This is a genomic window from Paraburkholderia sabiae, assembly GCF_030412785.1.
Taxonomy (GTDB): domain Bacteria; phylum Pseudomonadota; class Gammaproteobacteria; order Burkholderiales; family Burkholderiaceae; genus Paraburkholderia; species Paraburkholderia sabiae.
On the sequence record NZ_CP125296.1, the window covers coordinates 1,402,485 to 1,426,832 of the forward strand.

Here is a 24,348-nt window from a genome sequence, read left to right on the forward strand (position 1 = left end):
CGTCACCACGGCATATCGTTTCTGTCCGTGTCGATGTAGCGCCCGGTGTCCTTGATGGTTGCACCGTCGATGGCAAGCTTGACGAGCCGGGCGCTGTCGTTCGCCAGATTCGGCGCGTCGGAGCCCCCCATCGATGTACGCATCCATCCCGGGTGAATGAGGAGAACGGTAATTCCGTCTTTCTCCCAGTTCTGCGCGATTCCACGCATCACGCTATTGACGGCTGCCTTTGACGAGCAATAGTCGTAAGCAGTCCCCGGGTGACGGGAGACGGAGCCCCAGTCACTCGAGATCGTGATGAGCTTGCTGCTTCCCGCTGCAACGAGGCTTTGGCGAAGCGCGAACGACATTCGGGCGGGCCCGAGCGTGTTGACACGAAGCGTTGTTTCCCAGTCGTCGAAGGATACGAGATCTGGAGGTGACCATTTGCGGAAATGCACACCGGCGTTGTTGACCAGAATATCGAGCGACTTGCCCCGTACTGCGTCCGCGAAGGCAGCGACCGAGCCGTCGCGCGTAACATCGAGCGGTAGCACGGTCACGCCTCGAAACTCCGTAGCAATCTGGTTGATCTCGGCCTTGCCGGGATTCAGACAACCGGCCAGAACAGAATGCCCTTCGCACGCGTAGAGGCGCGCGAGTTCCAATCCCAAACCTTGTTCCGCTCCCGTGATGGCGATTGTCTTCATCGATGACCTCCCACACGGCTGACGCCTGCCTTCGCATAGATAGCGTCGATTGTCATCATGTTGCCCAGCGAGTCCTGACCTTCAGTCGGCAGAGAGTTTCCGTCAACAATGGCCCCAACGAACGCTTCGATCTGGTAGTCGAATGTTGTCGATCCTGCGACAGTGTATTGGCGCGTAACGCCGTCGACTCGCTCAATGATCGAGTGACCAAGATGAGGCAAGAGGCTGTTTTCCGCAACGACGGTACCGCGTTCACCCTCAATCGTGAAACGCGCGTGGTACTGCCAGCCCGGTGTCATGCACGCTTCCACACTCGCTTCAACTCCGGCCGGAAACCGCAATCGCGCTCGCATCTCTTCGTCGCAGCCGTTTGAGGTGACCAGCGCCTCCGCGCTAATCACTTCGGGCTCTGTCCGCAACAACGAACGGCACCAATGGACCGGATAGCAGCCCAGTTCAATGAGGGCGCCACCGCCCATTTCGGGATTGCGCCGGAACTCCTCGGGCGCTTCGGGAATCGTGTGATTGAAGACCGCGCGAAGCGACTTCAACGATCCTAGCCGTCCCGACTCGACGAGATTCAGCAGATGACCGAACACGGGATGATATCGGTCGTGAAAGGCCTCGACGATGCGACGGTTAGCACGGTGCGCAGCGCTTTGCATCGCGCGTGCTTCCTGCGCATTCATGGCAAAAGGCTTTTCGCACAGCACGTGTTTTCCGGCCTCGAGGGCTTTGATCGAAAACTCGGCGTGCAGGTGTGGCGGCAGCGGATTGTAGATGACGTCAATTGAGGAATCGTCCAGCAGAGCTTCATAGCTGTCGTACGATCGCGCTATCCCATGCGCCTGTGCGAATGCCGCGGCTACGCCGGGCCGACGCGCTGCCACTGCCGCAATATTAACGTCGTTACGACGGGTTGCTGGTTCAAGCAGAGCCCAGGGAACAATTCTCGCCGCCCCTAGAATTCCGAATTTCAGCATTGCACTTTCTCCAGCGAGCAATCTTTCAGGGTTGAGATGCTGCAATTAAGCTTGTGTCGCCGCCTCGTGCTGTTCCAGCTTCGCGCGCGACGGCAGGCCTTCCGAATCTCCAATCACCTGGATAGCGAGAGATCCGATCCAGTTACCCCGCGCGATTGCTTTCGTGACGGATCGCCTCTCCAGCAGCGCACTGATGACACCAACAGCGAAGCCGTCACCAGCGCCGACGGTGTCAACGACTCTGCTGACGGGACAGGCCGGCACGACGCCCGCATCTTCGGCATTCTGGAAGTACGCGCCGCGTTCGCCGAGTTTGATAATCACCAGTTTGGCGCCGCGATCGAGGTAGAACGCAGCGATGTCCTCCGGCGACTCCTTTCCCGTGAGAATTGCCCCTTCACCAAGTCCTGGCATAACGATGTCGGCATGCGACGCCAGATCGTTGAGAGTGTCGGCCATCTCGGCGCGGCTTGCCCACAATGCCGGTCGCAGATTGGGGTCGAAGGAGATCGTCTTACCTGCCGCGCGCATCTCGCGCGCAGCGTGGAACGACAGTGCTCGCGTCTCGCTTGAGAGCGCAGGGTTAATTCCCGTCAGATGAAGGTGCCGCGCACGAGTGAAATAGGACGGAACGAAGTCCGAGACAGACAGCGCACTGGCGGCGGATCCCCTCCTGAAATACTCTGTTTTCGGGTCGCTTCCGTCGTCGCTCTTCGTTTTGAGCATCATGCCTGTCGGGCGCGACGGATCAACCTCTACGCACGTGGCGTCAATCCCTTCCGCTGACAGCGTATCCAGCACAAACTGTCCAAAGGAATCATTGCCCACGCGACTGACCCAGCCCACCTTATGGCCCAGCCGTGACAGCCCGATCGCAACGTTGAGTTCGGCGCCGGCGGCACGCTTGACGAACCGGCTCACGTTGGCCAGAGGCCCACTTTCGGATGCAGCGAAAAGTGCCATCGCTTCGCCGATGGTCACTACGTCGAGCGGGGTAGGCATTTCGGAATCTCGCATTTGCAGATGGGGTTGATTCGACAGCAGATACCGCCGTCTGCCCAGCGGACAGAACGACGGCAAGCCAGAGAGACAGCGTGTTCAGTGGGTATTGCTTTTACCCGACGTCGCGTCGCGAAGTGCCAGCAGCGCCTTCAGGAAGTAGTAGTCCCCGTATCCGGTCGACTCGTCGATGCCTAGCCCATGCGGCAGGTCCGCCGTGGCGTGTGCGAGGATCGATTCGGCTTCCGACGAGGCAAGGCATTGCGCCGACAGCGCGTCGAGAATGGAACGGGCCAGCTGCAGATAGCGGTCGTTTTTCGTCACGCCTGCGAGTCGGATCAGGCCGTACGCCGAAATCGCGCCAGCGGAGGAGTCAAGCGGCTCATCGTCTCCGGTCACCGCGTAATCCCATTTCGGAATGAAGCTATCCTTCAGTTGCGACTCGATGAAAGCCGCAACCCGCTCGGCTGCTGCAACGTATTCGGCCCGACCCGTCATGTCCGCGAGCATGGAGAGACCTGCTACCGCCCAGCCCTGGCCGCGCGACCACGCACTTTCGGGAGCCTTGCCCTGATAGGTGTCGCCACGCATCGGTGCTCCGGTCTTCTCGTCGAACACATAGACGTGATAGACGGACCCGTCCTTGCGCTGATGGTTGCGAAGGGCGGTTTCAGTGTGCCTGTACACGACATCGAGCAGTTCGTTGCTACCACCGTTCTGGGCGGCCCATACGAGCAGGGGCAGATTCATCAACGTGTCGATGAGCACCGAGCCGGCCCAGTTCTGTCCGCCGAAGAATCCCCAGCCGGGAATGAAGCCGGCGTCCTTGTTGAACTGTTTTGCGAGGCTTTCGGCCGCGCGCACGGCAGCGGCGCGATATTCGTCCTTGCCCGTCAGTCGCCAACCGACCACGGCGGTTGGATAGAACATGAAGCCGAGGTCGTGATTAACTTCATCACTCGCGCGCGGCAGAAGACGCTGCGTTAGACGCTCTGCCTCGAGGAGAAATTTCTCGTCTTTCGTTTCCTTGTACGCCAGCCACTGAAGCCCGGTCCAGAAGCCGCCCGTCCACACGCCGTCTTCGGTGTAGACCCATTTGCCGCCCTTCGTGATGTGCGGAAAATCAGCTTGCCTTGCGCGTTGCCGATCGATCCGGTCGATAACAAACTGGATCGTCGGTTCGATGAAAGAGTTGTCTTGTGCGTTCGTCATGACTCGTTGTGCCTGAATTAGGCGTGAAGTTCGTTGGATTGGATGATCTGCGGTGCGCCAAGGGCGACGACCTCTTGCTGGCTCAACGCCGAAATGTCTTCGTTGCTGTAGCCAAGCTCATGCAGCACCTGCTCGGTATGCTCGCCGCACGACAGCGCGACAAACCGCATGCCGGGCTTGGTACCGTTGTAGGAGATCGGGTGCCTGACGAGGGTCGCGACGTTCTCTTTGACCACAGTCGACTCGAACACCTCGTTATGCCTGGCCTGCGGATCTTCGAAAAGCTCATCGTAGGTATTGACCGGCGCATACCAGATCGAGTACTCGTCGAACCGAGCCGACACCTCTGAATATTTCAGTCGCGACAGGACGCGCGCGGTCGTCGCAGCGTATCGATCCCGCTCGACGTGACGGTCAATCGAGGCGATCGCCATCAGATCCTCACTCTCGAGTGCCTTGGCAAATTTGACGGGATCGACATTGGAAATCGCGATCAGCTTGCCATCGGCGAGGCGGTAGACACCGTAAGGAGCAGCATGGAACCATGTGCCCAACTGGTGAGCCCGGTCGAGCTTGGATTTCTGGAATCCACCGGAGTAATAGTTCGCGAGCGCCTCCTGCTGCAGATCGATCCCCGCGTTGAAGAGGCTCGATTCCACCCGGGTGCCTTCACCAGTGCGCAGCTTGTGGATGTAAGCGCCCAGGATACCCATTGCGAGTAGCGAGGCTCCGTGCTGGTCGACAGGCGCACAGCCGACAGGGGAGGGGTGCGTGGAATAGTGACCCGTTGCCGCGATCAGGCCTGTGCGAGCCTGAACCAGCAAGTCCTGACCCGGGCTATCCCGCAGCGGTCCCGAAGCGCCGAAGCCCGTGGCCGACGCGATGATGAGGCCGGGGTTAGCTGCACGCAGCTCCGCCTCACCCAACCCCAGTCGCTCCATGACGCCGGTGCGAAAGTTGTCAACGACGACATCGGCCTGGGCGACCAGCTTCAGGACGATTTCCCGGCCCCGCGCCGTTTTCAGGTCGAGCGCGACACTGCGGCAATTACGGTTCGCCGCGAGGTAGAAACCACTGACGCCGTCGATGAACACGTTGGCGCCAGACCAGTGGCGCTCGAAGGCGCCGTGGCGTGGTTCAATCTTGGTCACCTCTGCACCCATATCGGCCAGGTACTGCACAGCGGCAGGCCCCTGAAGATAGTGGCAGAGGCTCACGACCTTGATGCCTTGCAGCGGAAGCCGCCCGCCGGATTCTGCGGCGCCGCTTGCAGATTCGTTCGGGGTGTTCATGCCTTCTTCCCCTTGCCGCGATACATTTCGAAGAGAACGGCGACGATGATGATGGCGCCTTTGATGATCTGCTGCGTGAAGGGGCTGATGCCGAGCAGATTCATCACGTTCGCGAGGACCGCAATAATCGCTGCGCCAAGCACGGTGCCCATGACGCCACCTTCGCCACCGAACAGACTCGTTCCGCCGATGACCGTGACTGCGATCGCTTCGAGCTCAAGCCCTGTACCCGCGGTGGGTTCGCCCACCGTCAGACGTGACACGTACACGATGGCGGTGATGGCGGCGGCTAGCCCGGAAATCACGTACACGATGAAGCTGATGACGCGCGTGTTGATACCGGCAAGGTGAGCAGCTTCCGTGTTGCTGCCGACCGCGTAGACGTATCGGCCGAACGACGTGTATCGCAAGACGAGGAAGGCGAGAAGTGCGATTGCGGCGAACAGCCACACGACCACCGGAATCTGCAGAAAGTCGCCCGAGCCGATGAAGTCGAAGCCAGGCGCGTCTCCGACATTGATCGGCTGCCCGTTCGCAATGGACAGCGCCATGCCGCGGAACATCACCATCGATCCGAGCGTCATGATGAACGCCGGCAGGCGGCCGATTGCGATGCCAAGTCCATTGATGGCACCCAGCACCAGCCCGAGAGCGATCGCCGCGAGCACGCACAGGTAGACGGGATAGCCTTGCGTCAGCATGAGCGCGGTGACCACCGCGATGAGCCCGACTATCGAACCGACCGACAGGTCAATGCCGCGTGCGAGAATCACGAAAGTCATGCCTATGCCCACGATGCCGAGCAGGGCGATCTGTCGAAGTACGTTGACCAGATTCATGACGCCAAGGAAACTCGGCGAAAGCCATGTGGCAATGGCGCACAAGCCCAACAGCACCCATACGAGGCCGTAGCTCTTAAGTACTGCTAGGAAGTCCCGACGATGCGTGGGCGTTGTGGGCTGGTTCTGAACCGTGGTGGTCATGGTTGTCTCCTAAAACACTTTTAGCTGCGATCAGACCGAGCAATGCTGCTCAAACCTGTTGCGAGCCTGTAGATAAGCGATGGCCTGGGCCATTCCGCCCACATCGCAGGACGCAAAATGAAGCGGGGCGATTCTCTTGATGGCCGGCATCGCGTTGTCGACCGTCAACTTGACGTCAGCCCAAGTCAGCAGAGAAAGATCGTTGTCACTGTCGCCAATGGCGGCACACTCCGACCTCATCAAACCGCGTTGCCGCGCAATCTCTGCCACTGCGCGGCCCTTCGATACATCTGAAGCAGTGATTTCGAGCAGGTCCGCACGCGACATCGCGCATACCGCCCGGTTACCTATCGATTCCGCGATGCCTCGGAATACCGCATTGGTATTAGGAAGGGTGCTGATGCAAAGCACTTTCAGTACGGGAGCGGCGATGTTGCGCACGCTCTGTACTTCCTTCGGCACTTCGCCGGTCCGACTGCAATGCGTAACGACCGTGGGCGTGATACGGGTGACGAAGATTTCGTTCGCGGTGTAGTAGAGCAGCTCGATGCCGTCCGCTGCACAGGTCTCCACCACATGGTCGACCACATCGGGCCGCACCTGGCCGAGAACCGTCGCGTCACCGCCGCGGAGATCACCGACCCAGGCTCCGTTCAGGCAGATGCACAGGTCGGTGACACCCAGCTCTTCTGCATACGGCAGGACCGCCATCGGCGGGCGCGCGGTTGCGAGGATCACGTCGATACCCGATTCCTTCGCTGCACCCACCGCATCGCGAACCGCCGGAAGGAGTTCATAGGTATGGGTAAGCAGCGTCCGGTCAACGTCGCTGAAAAGCACGCGAATCATTCGGACACCGCCGGGGCGACACCAAAACCGGTTGTGCGTTTGCCGGTGTGAATCAGAATTGACTTGAGCGAAGTGAATTCTTCGAGACCGGCTTCACCCAGTTCCCGTCCAAATCCCGACTTTCCATTGCCGCCGAACGGCAGTTGCAGTGCGCCGTCGAGCGCAGTGTTCGCCCACACGATGCCCGAGCGAAGCGCCTTCGCAACCGTCATTACGGTGTCGATGTTTTTCGACCACACGCTATTGGCGAGACCGTATTCGGTATCGTTGGCAAGGGCGATCGCTTCTTCGATGGAGTCGAAGCGCGTCACCGCGAGCACCGGACCAAAGACTTCCTGGCGGAACACGGACATCGAAGGGCTCACCCCGTCGAGCACGGTCGGCGTAATGAGCAACCCATCTTCTTTCGTGCCCGACAGTCCTCCGCACAAAACCGCCGCGCCTTCCTTCTGAGCGGTCTCGATGTGGCCGATGACGCTTCGGAAATGGTCGCCGTGAATCATCGAGCCGATGTCGGTCGATTCATCGAACGGGTCGCCGATCCGCAGCCCTGCCATTGCCTCCACCAGCTTCTTGAGGAACGTGTCAGCAATGCTGGAGTGAACCAGCAGGCGGGACCCGGCCACGCAGCATTCGCCCTGGTTGAAGCTGATACTCATCAGCGCGCCACTGACAGCATCGGAGATGTCAGCATCGTCGAAGACGATCGTGGCACCCTTGCCGCCGAGTTCTACCGCAGCACGCGCCGTGTGTTCTCCAGCACTGGCGATGATCTGCTTGCCTACGCGCGTCGAGCCCGTGAATGACACCAGGTCGACCCCGTTGTGGCCCGACAGCGCATTGCCAACGGCGTGGCCGTAGCCAGTGACCACATTTACGACGCCTTCGGGAATGCCGACTTCTGCGGCCAGGCGTGCCAGTTCCAGCGCGGTGCCGGAGGTGAACTCCGAGGGCTTGACCACGCAGGTGCAGCCCGCCGCCAGGGCGAACGGCACCTTCTTGGCGAACGTCTCGGCCGGGAAGTTCCACGGCACGATGACGCCGACGACGCCGACAGGTTCACGGAGCACGACGCCCGTGCGATTGGGGCCGATGGATGAGTAGGCGAGGCCATGCGAGTGCATACCGAGCCCGGCAGCGTAGTCGATCAGCGCGCAGACGGTGTCCATGTCAGCGCGAGCGTAGCGGATCGGCTTGCCGACTTCCTCGACTTCAATGCGAGCCAGCTTCTCGCGATTTTCAGCAATCTTCGCCGACCACTTGTGCAGCAGTGCTGCACGTGCGCCCGCGTCCATTTTGGGCCAGGGGCCCGTGTCGAATGCCTGGCGTGCAGCGCGCACTGCTGCGTCAATATCGCTGGTCGATCCTTCGGCAAACCGCGCGACCGCCTCACCATTCACCGGCGACACGCGCGTGATGAAATTCGGCGAATCGGCGTTCGTGAACTGGTTAGCGATGAAATGTCCGTATGACCTGGTCAATTGAAGCTCCTTAGTGGTGCGTTGCGTGGTGCATGATGATTTCTTCGGTTGCGCCTTGCCGCGTCAACTCAGCGGTCAGTTTCCCTTCCCGCATTACAAGGATGCGGTCGCACATACCGAGGATCTCGGGCAGTTCTGACGAGACCATGAGGATTGCCCGGTCTTCCGACTTCAGTACCTCGATGAGCACTTCGTAGATGTCGCGGCGGGCGCCGACGTCGACGCCGCGCGTCGGTTCGTCGATCAGGAAAATCTTTGTGCCCGCGTTAAGCTGGCGCGCGATCGCGCATTTCTGCTGGTTGCCGCCGGAAAGGTGTCGAACGTCCGCGTTCACCGACGGGGTCTTGATACTGAGCTTGCGTACATAGCCGCCAACAAGCTCTTTCTCTTCGCGTTTTTTGATGGCACCCGGCCCCCCGACCGTCGACAGCTTCCCGATCGTGACGTTGAAGGCGACGCTCTGGTCGAGGAAGAGGCCGTCGACCTTGCGGTCCTCAGACAGAAGGCCAACGCCTAACGATTTGGCGTGACGAGGGGAACGAATCGAGACGGTCTTTCCGAAGAGCTCGATCTGCCCGCCGTCGATCGGATCTGCCGCGGCGATGGCGCGCAGGACTTCCGTGCGTCCGGAGCCAGCCAGTCCGCAGAGACCCACGATTTCGCCGGCACGCACATCAAACGAGATGTCATCGAGCACGCCCTCGCGGGTGAGCCCCTTCACCGACATCACGACCTTGCCCGCTTCGCGATCCTTTTTGGGGAAGATATCCTTCAGTTCGCGGCCAACCATTTTCCGGATCAGGTCGGCCGAGGTCACCGCTTCGATAGGCTGCGTATCGATGACGGCGCCGTCGCGGAGGACTGTGACGCGTTGGCAGATGTCAAAGATTTCGTTGAGGCGGTGCGAAATGTAAATGAACGACACGCCGCGATCGTGCGCAAGCTTACGCATGACGCTAAAAAGGGTCTGGAGTTCGCTGTCGGCCAGCACGGCTGAAGGTTCGTCCAGGACGACCAGCCGCGCATTTTGAGAGATTGCCTTGGCGATCTCGACGATCTGCCGCTGGGCAACGCTCAGATCGGCGACCCGCGCTCGGGGATTCAGATCGAAGCCGATTCGCGTGATGACTTCCGCAGCGTTGGCGTTGAGCGTCTTCCAGTCGATGCCGCCGAGCCGGTTCTTGGGCGCACGACCCAAGAATACGTTTTCAGCGACGCTGAGATGGGGCGCTTGCGCCAGCTCCTGATAGATCACAGCGAGGCCCTTCTCGCGCATCGCGTGGGTCGTCGGATGCGACACGGCCTCGCCATCGATCGACACTTCGCCATGGTCAGCGACATAGGCACCCGCAAGCACTTTCATCAGCGTCGATTTCCCGGCGCCGTTCTCGCCGACAAGCCCGTGGATCTCGCCACGACGGACAGTGAAGGACACGCCGCGCAGGGCGTGGACGCCACCAAAGTGCTTGCGGATGTCCCGCATTTCCAACAGATTTTCCGACACAATGACTCCCGGTTCGCCTGATCGCGATCTGGGCCCGACCGTGGTATCTGCCACGGCAAACGAGCGGTTGAATGCAGCCAGTAGTGACAGAATGCGCTGCTGATAACGTTTTCTCAATCAGGATGAACCCTGGCGGATAGTCATTACATTTCGCTTGCTCTCCTTCTATAATGGGCAAGGCAGGGTTTTGGAGGCATGACGCGCGAAGGGCATCGAAGTAAAATTTCGATAACGTTTTCAGCGAGAGAAAGATGAGCAAGGTGGCGGATGTTGAAGAGAGCGTCGTAAGCAAGCCTCGTCAGACCAGGAGTCGCGCAGGTCGGCCGGAGGGCAATGTCACGCTGGTGGACGTGGCGCGTCTGGCCGAGGTGTCGATAGCGTCTGTTTCCCGTGTCCTGAATAACCCGGACAAGGTGACACCAGACATACGAACGCGCGTGGAGGCAGCGATTCGCAGATTGGGGTTCGTCCCCAATGGCGCAGCGCGTGCGTTGCGTTCAACCAAGGCGAGACTTGTCGGCGCCATCATCCCTACACTCAATTACGCGATTTACGCCAGGATGGTGGAGTCCCTCCAGCAACGGCTGTCAGACCAGGGGATTTCACTCATTCTGAATTCGTCTGGGTATTCGATCGAGACGGAGTACCGTGAGGCGCGGCTGCTGGCGGAGCGAGGCGTTGAGGTGGTGGTGCTCGTGGGCGATGTTCAGCGTCACGATACGCTGACGCTACTACGAGAGCAGGGAATAAGCTGCGTACTCACCTACAGCAACTCTGAGGATCCTTCCGTTCCCTCCATCGGTTTCAATAACGCTGAGGCTGCCGGCGAGGTAGGGCGGTATCTGCATTCGCTGGGTCATCGAAAGTTCCTCATGATTTCCGGCATGTCCCGGCACAATGACCGGGTGCGCGATCGCAAACTCGGCTTTCTCACGCAACTCGGCGCCCTTGGCGTCCCGTCGAGCGATGTGATCGTCGTCGAAGAAGAGTATTCGATGGCAGCAGGCTACGCGGCAATGCAGCGACAGCTTGAGGCCGGTCGCGAATTCACCGCCGTTTTCTGCGGAACGGACGTTCTCGCGGCTGGCGCGCTCAAGGCCTGTGACGATGCTGGACTCAACTGTCCTGAGGACATTTCTCTGGTTGGCTTCGACAATCTCGAGTTCGGGGAGTACCTGAAACCGAGCCTTACGACGGTGGATGTTTCCGGCGTTGAGATGGGCAGGCTGACGGCGAATGCCGTTTCGCAACTGTTGGCTGGTGGTAGCGAGCGAGTGCACGTCAAGCTGGAAACGCCATTGATCGTGCGCCACAGCACTGGTCCCGTCATCAAAGACAAGTCATAAAAATGCGTGGCGCGCGAAATCGCGCGCCACGCATCATCGGGCCGTCCGGGCCTTCTACGAAACGAAAGTGATTCGATGATTGGGGAGGCCGGCCACGCTTTTTGACGAGGCCGCTGTGGACGCTGAGAGCGAAGTGCGTGTGGGAAGAGACGAGCGAGCCCGGAAAGCGGGCTCGCTCCTGCTTCAGGAGTGGTGTATTTCCGTGACGCGCTCCGACGCGCGAACTGTCGATTGCACGGCTTGATCCGTGCCGTTCAGCTTCGCGGCCAGCCGCTCGGCAATCATGATGGTTGGGGCATTGGTGTTGCCGGAGTTCAACTGGGGCATCACGGAGCAGTCCGCGACCCGGAGTCCATCAATGCCACGGACGCGAAGGTCGACGTCCACTACCGCGCCGTCATCCATCCCCATGCGGCATGTTCCTGCCGGATGGTAGCCGGTCCGTGCCTGTTCGCGCACAAACCGCTCGTAGTCACCTGGGCCCTTGATCGCCGAGCCTGGGAAGTGTTCCCGTTTGATGTACCTGGACAGCGCGCCTTGTCGCATGATTTCCTGGCCCACCTTGACGCTCTCCACGGTGTAGGTGAGGTCGTACGGATCGTCCAGGAAATTCGGATCGACGACGGCTTGTGCGAGCGGATCAGCTGAGCGCAAAGTCACGCTGCCCCGCGACCTTGGCCGCGTCAGATAGGCGTTGAGGGTGCAGCCATTGCCGCCCGGTACGTCAGGGATCCCCGCCTCGATGCCGGCGCCAGCAAGAAAGTGGAACTGCAGATCGGGATCGGATTGTGTCTTGTCTGCCCACCAGAACGCACCGCCTTCGACGACGTTCGATGTGACAGGGCCTGACCGGAAAAGCGCATATTGCAAACCCGCCGCAACCTGCCAGTGGAACTTCTTGTACTTGTCGTAGCTGTGCGCGCCCGTGAGCTCGTAGATCATGAACACGTCAAGGTGGTCGTGGAAGTTCTGGCCGACACCCGGAAGCGCGTGTTGCACCTTGATACCGAGTTGAGTCAGATGGTCGGCCGGGCCTATGCCGGAGAGCATCAACAGCTTGGGGGAGCCGATCGTGCCGGACGACACGATGACTTCAGTCTGGGCGCGTGCGACTTCGCGCTTGCCACCGCGCAGATACTCGACACCTACAGCGCGGGTACCTTCCATCACGACGCGCGTTGCAACGGCGCCTGTGATGACGGTCAGATTCGGGCGCTTGCGCGCCGGGCGCAAATAGCCGACCGCGGCACTGCAACGGCGCCCATCCAGGTTGGTGATCTGGTAAAGCCCGGAGCCCGCCTGTGACGCGCCATTGAAATCGGCGTTGTAGTAAATGCCAGCCTGCTGGCAAGCCTGAACCCAGGCCTTAGTCAGCGGGCTGGTGTACCGTTGGTCAGAGACGCCGAGCGGACCATCGATGCCGTGGAATTCATCGGCAAACCGCTCGTTGCGCTCTGCCTTCCTGAAATACGGCAATACGTCGCGATACGACCATCCGGTACACCCGAAGTCGCGCTCCCAACGGTCATAATCCGAGGGAACGCCGCGCGTGTACACCTGCGCATTGATCGAACTGCCTCCGCCAAGGACACGCGCTTGCGTGTATGGGGTGACGATATTGTTCTGGGCGCGGCTAGGCGCAGTCTCGAGACCCCAGGTCAGGGAACCCTTGGCGGTCTTGTAATACGTGACCGGCATGTGGATGTAAGGGTTCCAGTCGCTTGGCCCGGCTTCGAGGAGCAGGACCTTGGCATCAGGATTTTCGCTTAAGCGCGCAGCAAGAACACATCCAGCCGAGCCACCGCCAGCAATGACGAAGTCATACATATCGAACCTACTTGTTGACCTTGTTTGCGTTTGCCCACTTCAGCAGACCCGTCGCAACACAGACTTGCTCAGACCGCTGATTCGTTACTTCGATCGACGCGCTCGTCCGGCGTTTCACCGTGTCGACTTCTTCAATGCGATATCGCACCGTGACCGTATCTCCGAACAACACGGGGCGCAGGAAGCGGATACGATCGTAACCCAGCGCCACGGGCGTCTCGTCGAGCCCAGGAATCTGCTTTGCACGCGCGACCATTGCGGTTGATGCCGTCGACATGAACCCGACCATCAGCGCGCCATGTGCGAGTCGCTGGCCGTAGGCCGACTTGCTCATGTATTCCGCATTGGTATGGATCGGTGCAAAGTCGCCGGTAATGCCCGCGAAGAGATAGACATCGGCCTCGGAAACAGTCTTGCTGAATTCGACGCTATCGCCCACGGAAAGATAGAAGTCTTCTTGCATGATGTGCTCGTGATAGTCGGGAGGGTCACGGTGCCCGCAAGCACCGTGACCGGACGGGATTAGAAGCCCTTGCCGATATACTGCGAAGCGTTGTCCTTCGTGATCATCGTCGACTGAAGCTTGATGTCCTTGGGTACGCTCTCGCCCTTGGCGACCTTGTATGCCGTCTGGATGCCTTCCGGCGCGACGAACGGATAGATGAATGTTGCCGTCAGCTTCCCGTCGGCGACCGACTGGATCGCGTTGTTCTGTCCGTCGATACCGACGACAACCACGTCTTTCAGTCGGCCCGCCGCTTCGAGTGCCTGGATGGCACCCAGGGCCATCTCATCGTTGTGCGCGTAGACGGCGTTGATTTCACCCGGTTTGAAGCGCTGGATCTGGTCTTCCATGAACTTCATCGCCGGTTCGCGCAGGAAGTCGCAGTTCTGGAACGCGATCACCTTGATGCCAGGATACTTCGAGATGGCTTCACGGAAGCCCTTGTCACGGTCGATTGCGACCGACGCACCGGCCGTGCCACCGAGTTCGACGATCTGCCCTTTCCCGTTCAACTTTTTCGCGATCAGTTCACCTGCCTGGCGTCCGATCGGCAGATCTTCGGGGCCGACGTGCGAGGTCACGGGCGTATTCACACGGCGGTCGAGCGTGACGACCTTGATGCCGTGATTCATCGCCTCTTTGACCACCGGCGTCAGGGCCTGGCTCGTCAGCGGGCTGATCATCAGAACCTTGATGCCTTGCGCCATCAGAGCCTCGACGTCGGACGTCTGCTTCGACGCGTTGTTCTGGCCGTCAGTGACGATCAGCTTGACGTCAGGATAATGTTCCGCAGCGTACTTCTTGTTGCCCTCCGTCTGGGCAACGCGCCACGGGTGGTTCAGCGTCGACTGGCTGAAACCGATGACGATCTTGTCGTCGGCTGATGCGTTCAGCGCGTAGGCCGCGACTGCGGCGGCTGCGACGATCGTCGCGGCGCTGCGAATTGCTGTCTTCAACTTCATGGTGCTCCTCCGTATGGACTGCAGCCCGTATGGCTGCTGTTGGTTTATTTCGCTGGTTACTGCCCGGACTGCTCTTGCCAGTCGCGTCGTTCTCCCGACCTGATCGCCTTATGCGCTTCGAGCGTCACGACGTCTGCCTCGTCATATCCCAGCTCGCTGAGAATTTCGCGAGTGTCCTGACCGGGGCGCAGCGCGAGGCGGCGCAAGGGAAGGACCTGACCGTCGTAACGAACGGGGTGATTGACGAGCACGACTTCGGAGCCGTTGATGTCGACGCTTCGGAAAACGCGGTTGTGCTGGATCTGCGGATCATTGCGCAGGTCACCATACGTCTGGACCTTTGCGAACCACACGCCGTGCGCGTCAAGCGGCCCGGCAACTTCGTCGAAGGAGCGGGTGCGAAGCACCTCCTGAAGCGCATCGGCATAACGGTCACGTTCGGAATACAGATCGATATCCGATAGCTGTCGCAGCGGCTCACTATCGAGCGCCTCTGCCAGCACCTTCGCATCCGTCAACGGGAGAACGATCGCGCTGTCGGCGAGCTGATACAGGCCATAGGGAGCCTGATGCAGCCACGTCGCGAGTCGGGGGTGGCGGGTGAAGCGGTCGGTATCGAATTTGCCGGTAAGGAAGCTGGTGATGCCTTCCATCTGGAGGTCGATCCCCGCGTTCAGCAGGTTGCCTTCGACAAGACCGCCCTGGCCGGTAGCGGCGCGCTTGACGAGTGCCGCCAGCACGCCCATCGCGAGCAACGCTGCCCCGTGCTGGTCGATTACGGCGCCGCCGACGGGTGTCGGCGACGAACCGGTAGCGGCCGCAAGCCCGCATCGAGCCTGAATGAGCAGGTCCTGTCCCGGCTTCTCGACGAGCGGGCCCGACGAGCCGAAACCGGTCGCTGCGGCATAGATGATGTCTGCCTTCAGGCGTTTGCAGTCCTCGAACCCAAACCCAAGCCGCTCGAGCACGCCAGGTCGGTAATTCTGGATGACAACGTCCGCGTTCGCGATGAGCTTTTCGACAACCTGCCTGCCTTCAGCCGATTTCAGATCGACTGCGAGGCTGCGGCAGTTCCGGTTCGCGGCGAGGAAGAACACGCTGGTTTCGTCTACATAAAGATCGGCGCCGGACCAGTGACGCTCGTAAGCGCCCGAGATCGGTTCGACCTTGACCACCTCTGCGCCGAGATCGGCGAGGTACTGCACGGCGGCAGGCCCCTGAAGGAAATGGCAAAAGCTGACAATTCGCTTTCCATGCAGGGGAAGAGCGGCGGTTGCGCCCGATTGGTCCGACATTCCAGTCTCCAAAATTCGTGAAAGGATGTGTGATAACGTTTTCTCGGAGTGTAGGCATCGCCATGGAGCCAGTCAATGACGGAACAGACGGTGTTTTCCCTAGGAAGATAACGTTTTCAGAAGTTTCTATATTTGACGAACGCCGGACTGACGAGAGGAGGGGGTATGCAGAAGGAGTTTCTGGGCGCCGAGCGGCAGGCAGCATTGACGCACGCGTTTTCGGGCGGTTGGGGAGCGATCTGCGATGCGGATCGGGAACTGCTGGTCGCAGCGCTAGGCGCGCTTCTGGAGGAGCGATCTCGCGCGTTTCGCATCGCACATGAGGTCGCCATCGCTCAAAGCAGGCAACCGCCCACGATTGAGGACTTCGATTTGAGCGGAATTCTTCGCTTGCAGCGTCGCATTACTGAAGCGAACGTTGTCTGAGGGGCGGCGGAGTGCCGCTGCACTTCCTGGCGTCCAGCATGCACGGGTCAAAAAGCGAGAAGTGCAGGCAGGACGCCTGGGGCAATGCATCTGATGCAACTTTCCAGACTTGCATGTCGGCCGCTTCACGGCAAAGGCTTCGACCGGCTCGACCGGTCGAAGCGCTGAGGTGCGAGATCTGAACTTCAGTCAGCTGTCGCCAGCGGCATGATCCGTGCGCGCTCAGTGCGCTTCACACTGGAGGCGAATAGTGCGGACACAACGAGCGCTGCCCCCATGAAGAGGTACGAAGAGGCGGGATCTCCGGTCAATCCGGTCAGGTAGCCGACGGCATAGGAGCCGAGAAACGAGCCAAGCGCGCCGATGCTATTGATGAGCGCGATGGCGCCGCCTGCCACTTCACGAGGCAGCACCTCGGGAGCAATCGAGAAAAACGGTGCGAACATCACGTACATCGAGATTCCAGCGACCGTCAGCAGACTGAACGACAGCCAGAAATTCGACGTGCCCACGACGTACAGCAGGAAGAAGGCAGCAGCAGCAATCGACAAGGGCACTGCGACAAACAGCCTGCGGTTCTGCAGCCGATCGGACAGCCAGGAGCACGGCAGCATGCAAAGGACCGCACCGAAGTAAGGGATAGCGGAGAGCCATCCCGTGTTGACCATACTCAGCGATGCCCCGTGCCGGAGAATCGAGGGCAGCCACAGCAGAAAACCATAGAAGCCGAGGCTTTGGAAAAACAGCGTGCCCGTGAGCTTCCAGACCGTCCTGCTTCGAAACGCCTCGCGATAGTTTTTCACTGGAGCCAGCGAGCGCTGTTCGTCAGCAAGCGTCGTTTCGATATGCAGCTTCTCTTCTGCCGTAAGCCAGCTAACCTGCGAAGGCTTGTCGCGCACGACGGCGAGCCACACGAATGCCCACAGTACGGCCGGCAGGCCCTGAGCGATGAACATGGCGCGCCATCCCCACTCCTGCACCAGGTAGCCGGAGACAACCGACATCCACAGGACGGTCGCCGGGTTGCCAAGCAGGAAGACGGTGTTAGCGCGGGATCGCTCTTTCCTGGAGAACCAGTTGGTCAGATAGACGATCATGCAGGGGAACACCGCGGCTTCCACGATCCCGAGTCCGAACCGTACTGCCATGAGCGCGGGGATATTCGAGACGACGCCAGTGAGTGCGGCCAGGCCGCCCCAGGCGATGAGGCTGACGAAGATCAGCCGGCGCACGCTCCGCCTTTCGGCATAGATACCGCCCGGCACCTGAAAAAAGAAGTAGCCGAGGAAAAAGAGGGAACCGATCAGCGACGATGTGGAGCGACTGATGCCCAGATCGTGGTCGATGCCAGCGGCCGCAGCGAAACCGTAATTTGCACGATCCAGATACGCGAGGCTGTAGGTGATGAAAGCGATCGGCAGGATGATCCACCACCGTTTCGCGGGAAGCGTTTTTCCGTTCATACATCGTCTCCTATTCATTTGTGCAGCAGCAAGGTTTTCCGTTCCCAGGCGATCCCTGACTACTTCGCGTCGCCTGTTTGCTCATCTCTCAGGTTACTGTTTATTGACCAATTGAATTAGGGGTACTAATTAATATGAATTTATGATGTTGTTTAAATTCCATGCTGGCGCCACCTCCTGATCTTTCGCTTGCGGCTGACCTCTCACCGAAACGTTGTTTCGCGTCCCGACGCGTTCTGGCAGCGCGTCGAGAAGCGTGAGGCTACGCGGGCATACTCCAGGACAATGTTCGCGGCCGAATGCCGAAAAATTCCACCATGAGATCGAGCACGCCATCGAACATTTGTGCGCCGGTCATCGTGTCACAGCCGCGAGCGTGAGCGGCTTTGAGCAGCGGCGATACCACGGGCACCGTGATGACATCGCCCACAAACGTTGTCGGTTTCAGGCGATCGGCGAGTACCGGCAGGGGATCTTCCTCACGCATACCCATTGGAGTTGCGTTGATGACGAGGTCCATGTCGGTCGGATCGGCTGGTCCGACTGTGACAGGGGCCTTGTCCAGGCGCGTGAGCATCTCGGCCAGCCTTTCCGCGCGTCGGGGATCCCGATCGTGCACGCACAGTTCAGCTATGCCCTCCTGCAAGAGGGCTTCGCCTATTGCGCACCCGGCACCGCCTGCGCCGACCAGAAGCACCCGGCGGTGCTCTATAGCGCAGCCTGCTTTGCGCAAGGCGGCGGTATAGCCGCAGCCGTCCACCATATCTCCGTGCCAGGTGCCGTTGGCGTTGCGCCGCATGACGTTTGCTACCTGCAAAAAATGCGAACGGTCCGACGCAGTGTCGCTATGCCGATAGCCCGCGAATTTGTGCGGCACGGTCAGCACAACCCCATCGACGTTGTGTGCGTGTTTAAGGCCATCGAGAAACGCATCGACTCCGTCCGTATCAACATTGAGAGGCAGCAATGCGGCATTGACGCCGAGTTGCGAGAACACGCTGTTGAACGCCCCGGGCGACTTCACCTGCGCAATCGGGTCGCCGACAATAAAGTACAGCCGTGTGTTTCCGTCGATCATGAATGTCGCCTTTTACTGGAGAGGGAGCGCCGTCCGGCTTCCCGGGAACAACGCCTCAGGAAGGGCTGAGGCACGCCTGTTCAGGTCCCATCCGATGACGTCATATTCGATCAGGCCGCGAGCCGAGAACGGATCTTCCTGCAGGATCTCAAGAAGGTCCTCCCGTGTGTCTGTCCGGGCGAGGATGATGCCACCGTCGCGCGGATGACGTGGTCCGGAGAGTACAAAGACGCCGCGCCGGTAACAGGCGTCAAGGTATGCCTGATGATCCTGCATTGCCGCGTCCATCTCCGGGAAAGGGCGGAGATATCGGGTGATGACGATATGGAACACCATGTCAGGCCTCTGCATGATCGGGCACGCCAACCACGCGTTGCTCGATGAGAGCGTCGATCGCGTCGTCCGGATAGCCGAGTTCGGTCAGGATCTCGCGGGACTGTGCGCCAAGTTTTTGAGGGGGAAGATACACAGGCGGCGCCTGATCGTTATAGCGTACCGGGTGCGATAGCACCCGCACCGGCGTGCCGGCGCTCGGCAATGCCGTTTCGATCAGATGGCCGTTGTGCTTGACTTGTGGGTCTTCGGACATCATCGCGTAATCGTTCACGCGGGTGTGCCAGATATCCAGTTCGGCGAGCCGCGCGAGCAGCTCATTGACGGAAAACCGAAGGCAGTGCTGTTCAACCAGGGCGGATATCTCTCTTGTTTTCGCGAACACGTCGCCCTCCGTGAACTCGCTGAGAGCGGGGCAATCCAGCGCACGCGCCAGCATGGCGGGCGTCGATAGCGAGATAGCCACGCTCCCGCCCTTGGCAGCGAACACGCCGTATCCACCTGGCGCTGACCAACCCGCTGTTGCGCCCGGCTGTCGGATGGATGCTGGCCTTTTGCCGTTGAGGAAACTGGTGATGCCTTCCTGCTGCAGGTCGAGCGCTGCGCCGAGCAAGCTCACGTCCACCCGGCATCCTTCTTCGCTTTGTGCTCTGCCGAGCAACGCGGCCATGATTCCCAGTGCAAAGAGGGCTGCGCCGTGATGGTCCACTACCGAGACGCCCACGGCGCGCGATTCATCAGGCTCGCGGCCAGTGATAGCCGCAATGCCTGACATCGCCTGAAGCAAAAGGTCCTGTCCGGGCCGATCCTTGTAGGGGCCGTGCGCGCCATAGCCGGTTGCCGCGGCGTAGATCAACTTGGGGTTGAGCTTTTTGGCCTGCTCGTATCCCAGTCCGAGCCGGTCCATGACGCCAGGACGAAAGTTCTCGGCGAGCACATCGGCCGACGCGATCAGTTTGCGCGCTACGTCTTTGCCTGACTCACTCTTCAGATCCAGTGCCAGGCTGCGCTTGTTGCGATTGGCGAACGCGAAAGTCAGCGAGTCGCCATCGATGAATTTGTTGCCGGAGCTCCAGTGACGCTGGAAAGCGCCGTCCAGTGACTCGACGGCAATCACGTCGGCGCCAAGGTCGGCCAGGATCTGGATGCCCAGCGGCCCCATGACGAAATGGTTGAAGCTGACGACGCGTATGCCTTTGAGGAATTGCATTTTTGTCCCGTGAATTAACGTGAAGGAAGCGGGCAGTTCAGCGGCCCTTGAAGACGGGCGCACGCTTTTCCGTGAAAGCGCGGATCGCCTCTGCGCGGTCTTCCGTTGCGAAAACTGCTGCGGTGGCTGTGCGTTCAAACTTCAGTCCGGCAGAAAGCGGCATGTCAAAAGCATTCAGCACCGCCTGCTTTGCTATGCGCACGGCCTGGGGTGATTTGCCGGCGATGATGGTCGCAAGACCCAGTGCCCGCGGAAGCAATTCGTCGGAAGCCGTGACCTCGCTAACCAGACCGATGCGCCTGGCTTCGCTGGCACTGATCGCTTCGCCGGTAAGAATCATCTGCATGGCGAGGGACTTTCCGATGATCCGGGGCAGCCGCTGCGTACCGCCATCGCCCGGGAATGCACCAAGATTGATTTCAGGAAGCCCCAGCTTCGCGTCTTCTGCGGCGATCGCGATGTCGCACGTCATAGCGAGTTCGAGTCCGCCGCCCAGCACGTATCCGTTGATCGCGGCGATCAGCGGTTTGGAAAACGCGGAGATGGCGTCTTGTGCGGCTAGTCGTCGTGGATCCTCGTAGGCGCCAATGCCTCGGCCCATGTCCGAGATATCGGCGCCAGCACAAAACGCCCGGCCGCTGCCTGTCAGAATCACGCATTTGATGTCGTCGTTGCGTTCCGCCGACGTGAGTGCGCGTTGCAGCGCGCCTAGCAGTTCAAGGCTAAGCGCGTTCAGCTTGTGCGGCCGGTTTAACTGTAGAAGCATCACGCCTGGAGCGGGCGTCGACGTCAGCAGGATCGGATCGTTGTCGGATGCAGTCGAGGTCATATCGTTTTCAGGCACTGGTGAGTTGCGCTGCTTCGGTGGCTCGTTCGCTGCCGAGCAACCCTGCACGGATCAAGGCATCGCGGACCTTACGAAGCTCCGTTTCGTCGAGCTTCATCAATGGCGGCCGCACAGTCGCACGCGGGAGTTTTCCGAGCATCACGAGCGCTTCCTTCATCCGGTTATGCATATCAACCCAGGGCTCTGAATAAAACGCTTCCGTGAGCGGGAACATGCGTTCCTGCAGTTGCCGGGCCGCCTTGAGATCATCAGACTTCACGGCGTCATGCATGTTCGACTGCAACTCTGCTGCGACGCTACCCATACCGGACAACAGGCCATCGGCACCGACCGCCAACGACGCCATCAGCCAGGCACTGTGCGTGGTGAAGACGGCGACCCTCGGAGTACGCGCATGCAGCAGACGCAACTGGCGTTCATGTAGCTGGACGTCGCCGCAGTTGTCCTTGATAGCCTTCACACTGCTCACCTCGTCGATGATTTTCAGCAGCGTCGGCAGTGGGTAGGACAGGCCGCTCTTGACGGGAAACTGGTACAGCACGATCGGCAGGCCATCGCTGGCTTCTTCAATGCGCCTGAAGAAATCGACCAGCATGCTGGCTCGCTGTCCGATGGAGATCACCGCAGGCGGAAAGACGAGCAGAGCGGACGCGCCGGCGCGACGCGACATCTGGGCGATGCGCATGGCTTCGAGCCCGCTTTCCGTGTAGACGCCGTTTATGAGCGGGACCCGTTCTCCTATCTCATCGACAGCGATTTCGAGGACGCGTTGCTGCTCGTCGAATGTGCACGAAGAAACCTCGGATGCGTGACCATTGACCGTGATGGCCGTGACCCCTGGCGCACGGGCTACGTCGTCCAGGTGCCGTCGCAAGCTCGGCTCGTCGATGGTGAGATCGTCGTTGAACGGCAGCAGGCAGGCGGGAATCACGCCTCCAGCAAGGAAAGCCGGGTGCTTTGACATGTACTGATCCTTGAGTTGATGTAAAGGCGACCGGGTTTCGGTTCCCGACTCGCCGAAGGCTTTAACGTTTTACCGAGCTTGATGGCGTGTTGCCCACGCCGTCGTTGATTTACTGCAATCGATTGCATTGAGGCCATGATAAGCCACCTTCCCCCGATGAAACGATCCAGGGAAAACACGGAAAAATAGGGGAATTTCGAGCGACGAAGCGGGGCGCGCCTAATGCAATCGAATGCAGAAGGCGGATGATTGGGAGGGAATTGATGCAGTGGCCGGTCGGCCGACAGACTCTATCGAGCTTTTTCTGTTCGTGCGGAAGCGGTCTTCCGGCTTGGCGGACCCGCAGTTCCTCGCGCGATCAGGCGCACTTCCAGTTCAGCATGGTCCGGCACCGGGTCGCCGTTTAACTTTGCAACAAGGTATTCGGCTGCCCGCTGACCGATTTCCACTGCTGGCACCTGCATTGTCGTAAGACGGAGATGGGCTGCCAGTTCGTGATCATCGAAGCCAATGATCGAGATGTCCTCCGGTACGTGCAGACCGAGGGCGTTGCATTCTGACAGAGCCCCGAACGCTAGAATGTCGCTACTGCATACAACTGCAGTAGGGCGTTTCCCTTTGGAGAGCAGATACCGCAGTCCTTCGCGCCCGCCGCTGATTGTGTAGGGTTGTTCGGTAATGCGATCGGGAGGGAGTTCCTTGCCGCGGGCGCGGTAGGCTTCCTTCACACCAGCCACACGGTCAGTAGCCCGGTCGTTATCTTTCGTGGCGCCCGATATCACCCCGATATCGGCATGGCCAAGGGTGAAGAGGTATTCGGCGATCTGGGCGGTAGCCTTACTGTTATCGAAACCAACGAACGGATGCCCCTCCGAAGGGCGGTAGGCATAGGTATTGATGTAAGGAATGCCTCTGATGCGCAGGAACTCATACAGTTCAGGATCGTGCATGCGTCCAACCAGCACGACACCTTCAGATCCGCGTTCGACGAGCATCTGCGTTTGCTGGAGCTCTCGCTTAAGGTCGAACTGCGACGTGGTGACCAGGAGCGAATAGCCCAGTTGTGACAGCCGGTTCTCGAGCGCGTTGACGGCCTGCGCAAAGATCGAGTGATCTATGGTCGGAATCACGATGCCTATGAGGTTGCTGCGTCGCGAACGAAGTGATTTGGCCGCGTTGTTGGGCGTGTATCCGAGCTTTTCGACCGCCGCCTGTACGCGCTTGATGACGTCCTTGCTTACCATGTCCGGCCGGCTCAGGGCGCGTGAGGCGGTGCCGGTCGCGCACCCCGCTAGCCGCGCGACATCGCTCAGTTTGATGTTTTTGTTAGTGCTGGACTTATCCAATCGAGTGGCCATTTCGTGAGGTGCGAACGCTCGCGAGCCTTCTTCTCGTCGCGAGTCCAATGCATATTAGCAACAACCACTGGCACATGTCTGCAATCGGTTGCAGACGGGGCATCAGCGTGACATCTTGACAAATAAAATAATTATTGTCACGATGTGCATATGGCTACGAAAATTTCAGATGAGGCAGCAGCAGCAAGAAGGGAGGGAATCTTGCTGGCTGCGCGGTGGTGTTTTCTCAACTTTGGATTCAGCAAGACTTCGCTCGATGACATCGCGAAGCGTGCATCCATTTCGCGTACGTTGCTGTACAAGACATTCCGGGACAAGGACGATATCTTTGCGGCCGTATTCGTGCACTGGCTCGTGGCGCGTCAGCCAGCGGCGATCGCGGCCTCACGAGAGTCAGGAACGCCGTTTCAGCGCTTGTTCGAGGTATGCCGCCTGTTGGTGATTGAACCGTGGACCGATATGGTTGGCGCGGCGATGGGCGACGACTTCTTCGATGCATGTGAACGTGTGGATCCTGAAACCACCGCGACACATCATCGGATAGCACATCAATGCGTGGCGGAAGTTCTTTCAGATGAACCGGCCGCTGAGGTCTTCCTGCTTGCACTCGATGGGTTGCTGGCCGACCGGCCGGGAGCAGAACTCTTGTCGCAACGAGTTCAAATCCTGTGTAATCGGTTCGTTCAGCCGACCCCGGATCAGAAGGAGGGCAGCTAAATGCCAATGCTTGCGCCTTGCAATA

The 24,348-nt window shown here is 59.8% G+C and carries 23 protein-coding genes; 3 read left to right on the forward strand and 20 right to left on the reverse strand.

Translation table 11 applies throughout. From position 1 onward, the window contains the following. Positions 1-2: 2 nt before the first annotated feature. From QEN71_RS35745 to QEN71_RS35785, 9 genes are all read right to left on the reverse strand, one after another. Positions 3-689, reverse strand: a complete 687-nt coding sequence (locus QEN71_RS35745) for an SDR family NAD(P)-dependent oxidoreductase (protein WP_201656500.1) — start codon at positions 687-689, stop codon at positions 3-5. Next, positions 686-1,672, reverse strand: a complete 987-nt coding sequence (locus QEN71_RS35750) for a Gfo/Idh/MocA family protein (protein WP_201656503.1) — start codon at positions 1,670-1,672, stop codon at positions 686-688. The genes QEN71_RS35745 and QEN71_RS35750 overlap by 4 nt, the downstream gene beginning before the upstream one ends. A 45-nt stretch (positions 1,673-1,717) precedes the next feature. Next, complete coding sequence (locus tag QEN71_RS35755; RefSeq protein ID WP_201656506.1) at positions 1,718-2,674, reverse strand: sugar kinase; 957 nt, start codon at positions 2,672-2,674, stop codon at positions 1,718-1,720. A 96-nt stretch (positions 2,675-2,770) separates the two neighbouring features. Further along, positions 2,771-3,883 carry a glycoside hydrolase family 88 protein gene (locus tag QEN71_RS35760; RefSeq protein WP_201656509.1) on the reverse strand — a complete coding sequence of 371 codons (1,113 nt, stop codon included), beginning with the start codon at positions 3,881-3,883 and terminating at the stop codon, positions 2,771-2,773. 17 nt (positions 3,884-3,900) lie between these two features. After that, positions 3,901-5,175, reverse strand: coding sequence for a CaiB/BaiF CoA transferase family protein (locus tag QEN71_RS35765; RefSeq protein ID WP_201656512.1), 1,275 nt, complete (start codon positions 5,173-5,175; stop codon positions 3,901-3,903). After that, the gene (locus tag QEN71_RS35770; RefSeq protein WP_201656515.1) at positions 5,172-6,158 is read right to left on the reverse strand and encodes an ABC transporter permease; all 987 of its coding nucleotides are present in this window, start codon (positions 6,156-6,158) and stop codon (positions 5,172-5,174) included. Before QEN71_RS35770 ends, QEN71_RS35765 begins: the two co-directional genes overlap by 4 nt. Before the next feature lie 30 nt (positions 6,159-6,188). Continuing rightward, positions 6,189-7,007 carry a Cof-type HAD-IIB family hydrolase gene (locus QEN71_RS35775; RefSeq protein WP_201656518.1) on the reverse strand — a complete coding sequence of 273 codons (819 nt, stop codon included), beginning with the start codon at positions 7,005-7,007 and terminating at the stop codon, positions 6,189-6,191. Continuing rightward, entirely contained in the window at positions 7,004-8,488 is a 1,485-nt protein-coding gene (locus tag QEN71_RS35780) for an aldehyde dehydrogenase family protein (protein WP_201656521.1), read from the reverse strand. Before QEN71_RS35780 ends, QEN71_RS35775 begins: the two co-directional genes overlap by 4 nt. Positions 8,489-8,498: 10 nt before the next feature. Further along, on the reverse strand, positions 8,499-9,992 hold the full coding sequence (locus QEN71_RS35785) for a sugar ABC transporter ATP-binding protein (RefSeq protein WP_201656524.1): 1,494 nt from the start codon (positions 9,990-9,992) through the stop codon (positions 8,499-8,501). A 251-nt stretch (positions 9,993-10,243) separates the two neighbouring features. Between QEN71_RS35785 and QEN71_RS35790 the strand changes: the two genes are divergently transcribed. Beyond that, complete coding sequence (locus tag QEN71_RS35790; protein WP_201656527.1) at positions 10,244-11,338, forward strand: LacI family DNA-binding transcriptional regulator; 1,095 nt, start codon at positions 10,244-10,246, stop codon at positions 11,336-11,338. A gap of 183 nt (positions 11,339-11,521) precedes the next feature. Here QEN71_RS35790 and QEN71_RS35795 read toward each other — a convergent pair whose 3' ends face one another. From QEN71_RS35795 to QEN71_RS35810, 4 genes are read right to left on the reverse strand one after another with little or no spacing between them, the layout of a single operon-like run. After that, positions 11,522-13,165, reverse strand: a complete 1,644-nt coding sequence (locus tag QEN71_RS35795; protein WP_233472019.1) for a GMC family oxidoreductase — start codon at positions 13,163-13,165, stop codon at positions 11,522-11,524. Between the two features lie 7 nt (positions 13,166-13,172). Then, a complete protein-coding gene (locus QEN71_RS35800) occupies positions 13,173-13,628 on the reverse strand; it encodes a MaoC family dehydratase (protein WP_201656530.1) in 456 nt (151 codons plus the stop codon). A 59-nt stretch (positions 13,629-13,687) separates the two neighbouring features. After that, the gene (locus tag QEN71_RS35805) at positions 13,688-14,632 is read right to left on the reverse strand and encodes a substrate-binding domain-containing protein (RefSeq protein WP_201656533.1); all 945 of its coding nucleotides are present in this window, start codon (positions 14,630-14,632) and stop codon (positions 13,688-13,690) included. Between the two features lie 56 nt (positions 14,633-14,688). After that, positions 14,689-15,927: a CaiB/BaiF CoA transferase family protein gene (locus QEN71_RS35810; RefSeq protein ID WP_201656535.1), complete on the reverse strand. Its 1,239-nt coding sequence runs from the start codon at positions 15,925-15,927 to the stop codon at positions 14,689-14,691. A gap of 165 nt (positions 15,928-16,092) precedes the next feature. Between QEN71_RS35810 and QEN71_RS35815 the strand changes: the two genes are divergently transcribed. Continuing rightward, entirely contained in the window at positions 16,093-16,353 is a 261-nt protein-coding gene (locus tag QEN71_RS35815; RefSeq protein WP_201656538.1) for a hypothetical protein, read from the forward strand. Positions 16,354-16,538: 185 nt separating this feature from the next. Here QEN71_RS35815 and QEN71_RS35820 read toward each other — a convergent pair whose 3' ends face one another. The 7 genes from QEN71_RS35820 to QEN71_RS35850 form a co-directional block, all read right to left on the reverse strand. Then, positions 16,539-17,816 (reverse strand): MFS transporter, encoded by a 1,278-nt coding sequence (locus QEN71_RS35820; protein WP_201656541.1) that lies wholly within the window; start codon positions 17,814-17,816, stop codon positions 16,539-16,541. A 262-nt stretch (positions 17,817-18,078) separates the two neighbouring features. Next, positions 18,079-18,894, reverse strand: coding sequence for a shikimate dehydrogenase family protein (locus tag QEN71_RS35825; RefSeq protein WP_201656544.1), 816 nt, complete (start codon positions 18,892-18,894; stop codon positions 18,079-18,081). 12 nt (positions 18,895-18,906) lie between these two features. Further along, positions 18,907-19,230 (reverse strand): YciI family protein, encoded by a 324-nt coding sequence (locus tag QEN71_RS35830; protein WP_201656547.1) that lies wholly within the window; start codon positions 19,228-19,230, stop codon positions 18,907-18,909. Between the two features lies 1 nt (position 19,231). Next, complete coding sequence (locus tag QEN71_RS35835) at positions 19,232-20,437, reverse strand: CaiB/BaiF CoA transferase family protein (protein WP_201656550.1); 1,206 nt, start codon at positions 20,435-20,437, stop codon at positions 19,232-19,234. A gap of 37 nt (positions 20,438-20,474) precedes the next feature. Then, positions 20,475-21,266, reverse strand: a complete 792-nt coding sequence (locus QEN71_RS35840; protein ID WP_201656553.1) for an enoyl-CoA hydratase/isomerase family protein — start codon at positions 21,264-21,266, stop codon at positions 20,475-20,477. Positions 21,267-21,273: 7 nt separating this feature from the next. Continuing rightward, entirely contained in the window at positions 21,274-22,248 is a 975-nt protein-coding gene (locus QEN71_RS35845) for a dihydrodipicolinate synthase family protein (protein WP_201656556.1), read from the reverse strand. Positions 22,249-22,538: 290 nt separating this feature from the next. Further along, positions 22,539-23,594, reverse strand: coding sequence for a LacI family DNA-binding transcriptional regulator (locus QEN71_RS35850; protein WP_201656559.1), 1,056 nt, complete (start codon positions 23,592-23,594; stop codon positions 22,539-22,541). Positions 23,595-23,756: 162 nt separating this feature from the next. Here QEN71_RS35850 and QEN71_RS35855 point away from each other — a divergent pair, with 162 nt between their 5' ends. After that, the gene (locus QEN71_RS35855; protein ID WP_233472021.1) at positions 23,757-24,323 is read left to right on the forward strand and encodes a TetR/AcrR family transcriptional regulator; all 567 of its coding nucleotides are present in this window, start codon (positions 23,757-23,759) and stop codon (positions 24,321-24,323) included. Positions 24,324-24,348: the final 25 nt, after the last annotated feature.

What these genes read in the sequence shown, in the direction of transcription:
- QEN71_RS35745 (WP_201656500.1), bottom strand. Translation starts at nt 689, where the DNA reads ATGAAGACAATCGCCATCACGGGAGCGGAACAAGGTTTGGGATTGGAA.
- QEN71_RS35750 (WP_201656503.1), bottom strand. Translation starts at nt 1,672, where the DNA reads ATGCTGAAATTCGGAATTCTAGGGGCGGCGAGAATTGTTCCCTGGGCT.
- QEN71_RS35755 (WP_201656506.1), bottom strand. Translation starts at nt 2,674, where the DNA reads ATGCCTACCCCGCTCGACGTAGTGACCATCGGCGAAGCGATGGCACTT.
- QEN71_RS35760 (WP_201656509.1), bottom strand. Translation starts at nt 3,883, where the DNA reads ATGACGAACGCACAAGACAACTCTTTCATCGAACCGACGATCCAGTTT.
- QEN71_RS35765 (WP_201656512.1), bottom strand. Translation starts at nt 5,175, where the DNA reads ATGAACACCCCGAACGAATCTGCAAGCGGCGCCGCAGAATCCGGCGGG.
- QEN71_RS35770 (WP_201656515.1), bottom strand. Translation starts at nt 6,158, where the DNA reads ATGACCACCACGGTTCAGAACCAGCCCACAACGCCCACGCATCGTCGG.
- QEN71_RS35775 (WP_201656518.1), bottom strand. Translation starts at nt 7,007, where the DNA reads ATGATTCGCGTGCTTTTCAGCGACGTTGACCGGACGCTGCTTACCCAT.
- QEN71_RS35790 (WP_201656527.1), top strand. Translation starts at nt 10,244, where the DNA reads ATGAGCAAGGTGGCGGATGTTGAAGAGAGCGTCGTAAGCAAGCCTCGT.
- QEN71_RS35795 (WP_233472019.1), bottom strand. Translation starts at nt 13,165, where the DNA reads ATGTATGACTTCGTCATTGCTGGCGGTGGCTCGGCTGGATGTGTTCTT.
- QEN71_RS35800 (WP_201656530.1), bottom strand. Translation starts at nt 13,628, where the DNA reads ATGCAAGAAGACTTCTATCTTTCCGTGGGCGATAGCGTCGAATTCAGC.
- QEN71_RS35805 (WP_201656533.1), bottom strand. Translation starts at nt 14,632, where the DNA reads ATGAAGTTGAAGACAGCAATTCGCAGCGCCGCGACGATCGTCGCAGCC.
- QEN71_RS35810 (WP_201656535.1), bottom strand. Translation starts at nt 15,927, where the DNA reads ATGTCGGACCAATCGGGCGCAACCGCCGCTCTTCCCCTGCATGGAAAG.
- QEN71_RS35815 (WP_201656538.1), top strand. Translation starts at nt 16,093, where the DNA reads ATGCAGAAGGAGTTTCTGGGCGCCGAGCGGCAGGCAGCATTGACGCAC.
- QEN71_RS35820 (WP_201656541.1), bottom strand. Translation starts at nt 17,816, where the DNA reads ATGAACGGAAAAACGCTTCCCGCGAAACGGTGGTGGATCATCCTGCCG.
- QEN71_RS35825 (WP_201656544.1), bottom strand. Translation starts at nt 18,894, where the DNA reads ATGATCGACGGAAACACACGGCTGTACTTTATTGTCGGCGACCCGATT.
- QEN71_RS35830 (WP_201656547.1), bottom strand. Translation starts at nt 19,230, where the DNA reads ATGGTGTTCCATATCGTCATCACCCGATATCTCCGCCCTTTCCCGGAG.
- QEN71_RS35835 (WP_201656550.1), bottom strand. Translation starts at nt 20,437, where the DNA reads ATGCAATTCCTCAAAGGCATACGCGTCGTCAGCTTCAACCATTTCGTC.
- QEN71_RS35840 (WP_201656553.1), bottom strand. Translation starts at nt 21,266, where the DNA reads ATGACCTCGACTGCATCCGACAACGATCCGATCCTGCTGACGTCGACG.
- QEN71_RS35845 (WP_201656556.1), bottom strand. Translation starts at nt 22,248, where the DNA reads ATGTCAAAGCACCCGGCTTTCCTTGCTGGAGGCGTGATTCCCGCCTGC.
- QEN71_RS35855 (WP_233472021.1), top strand. Translation starts at nt 23,757, where the DNA reads ATGGCTACGAAAATTTCAGATGAGGCAGCAGCAGCAAGAAGGGAGGGA.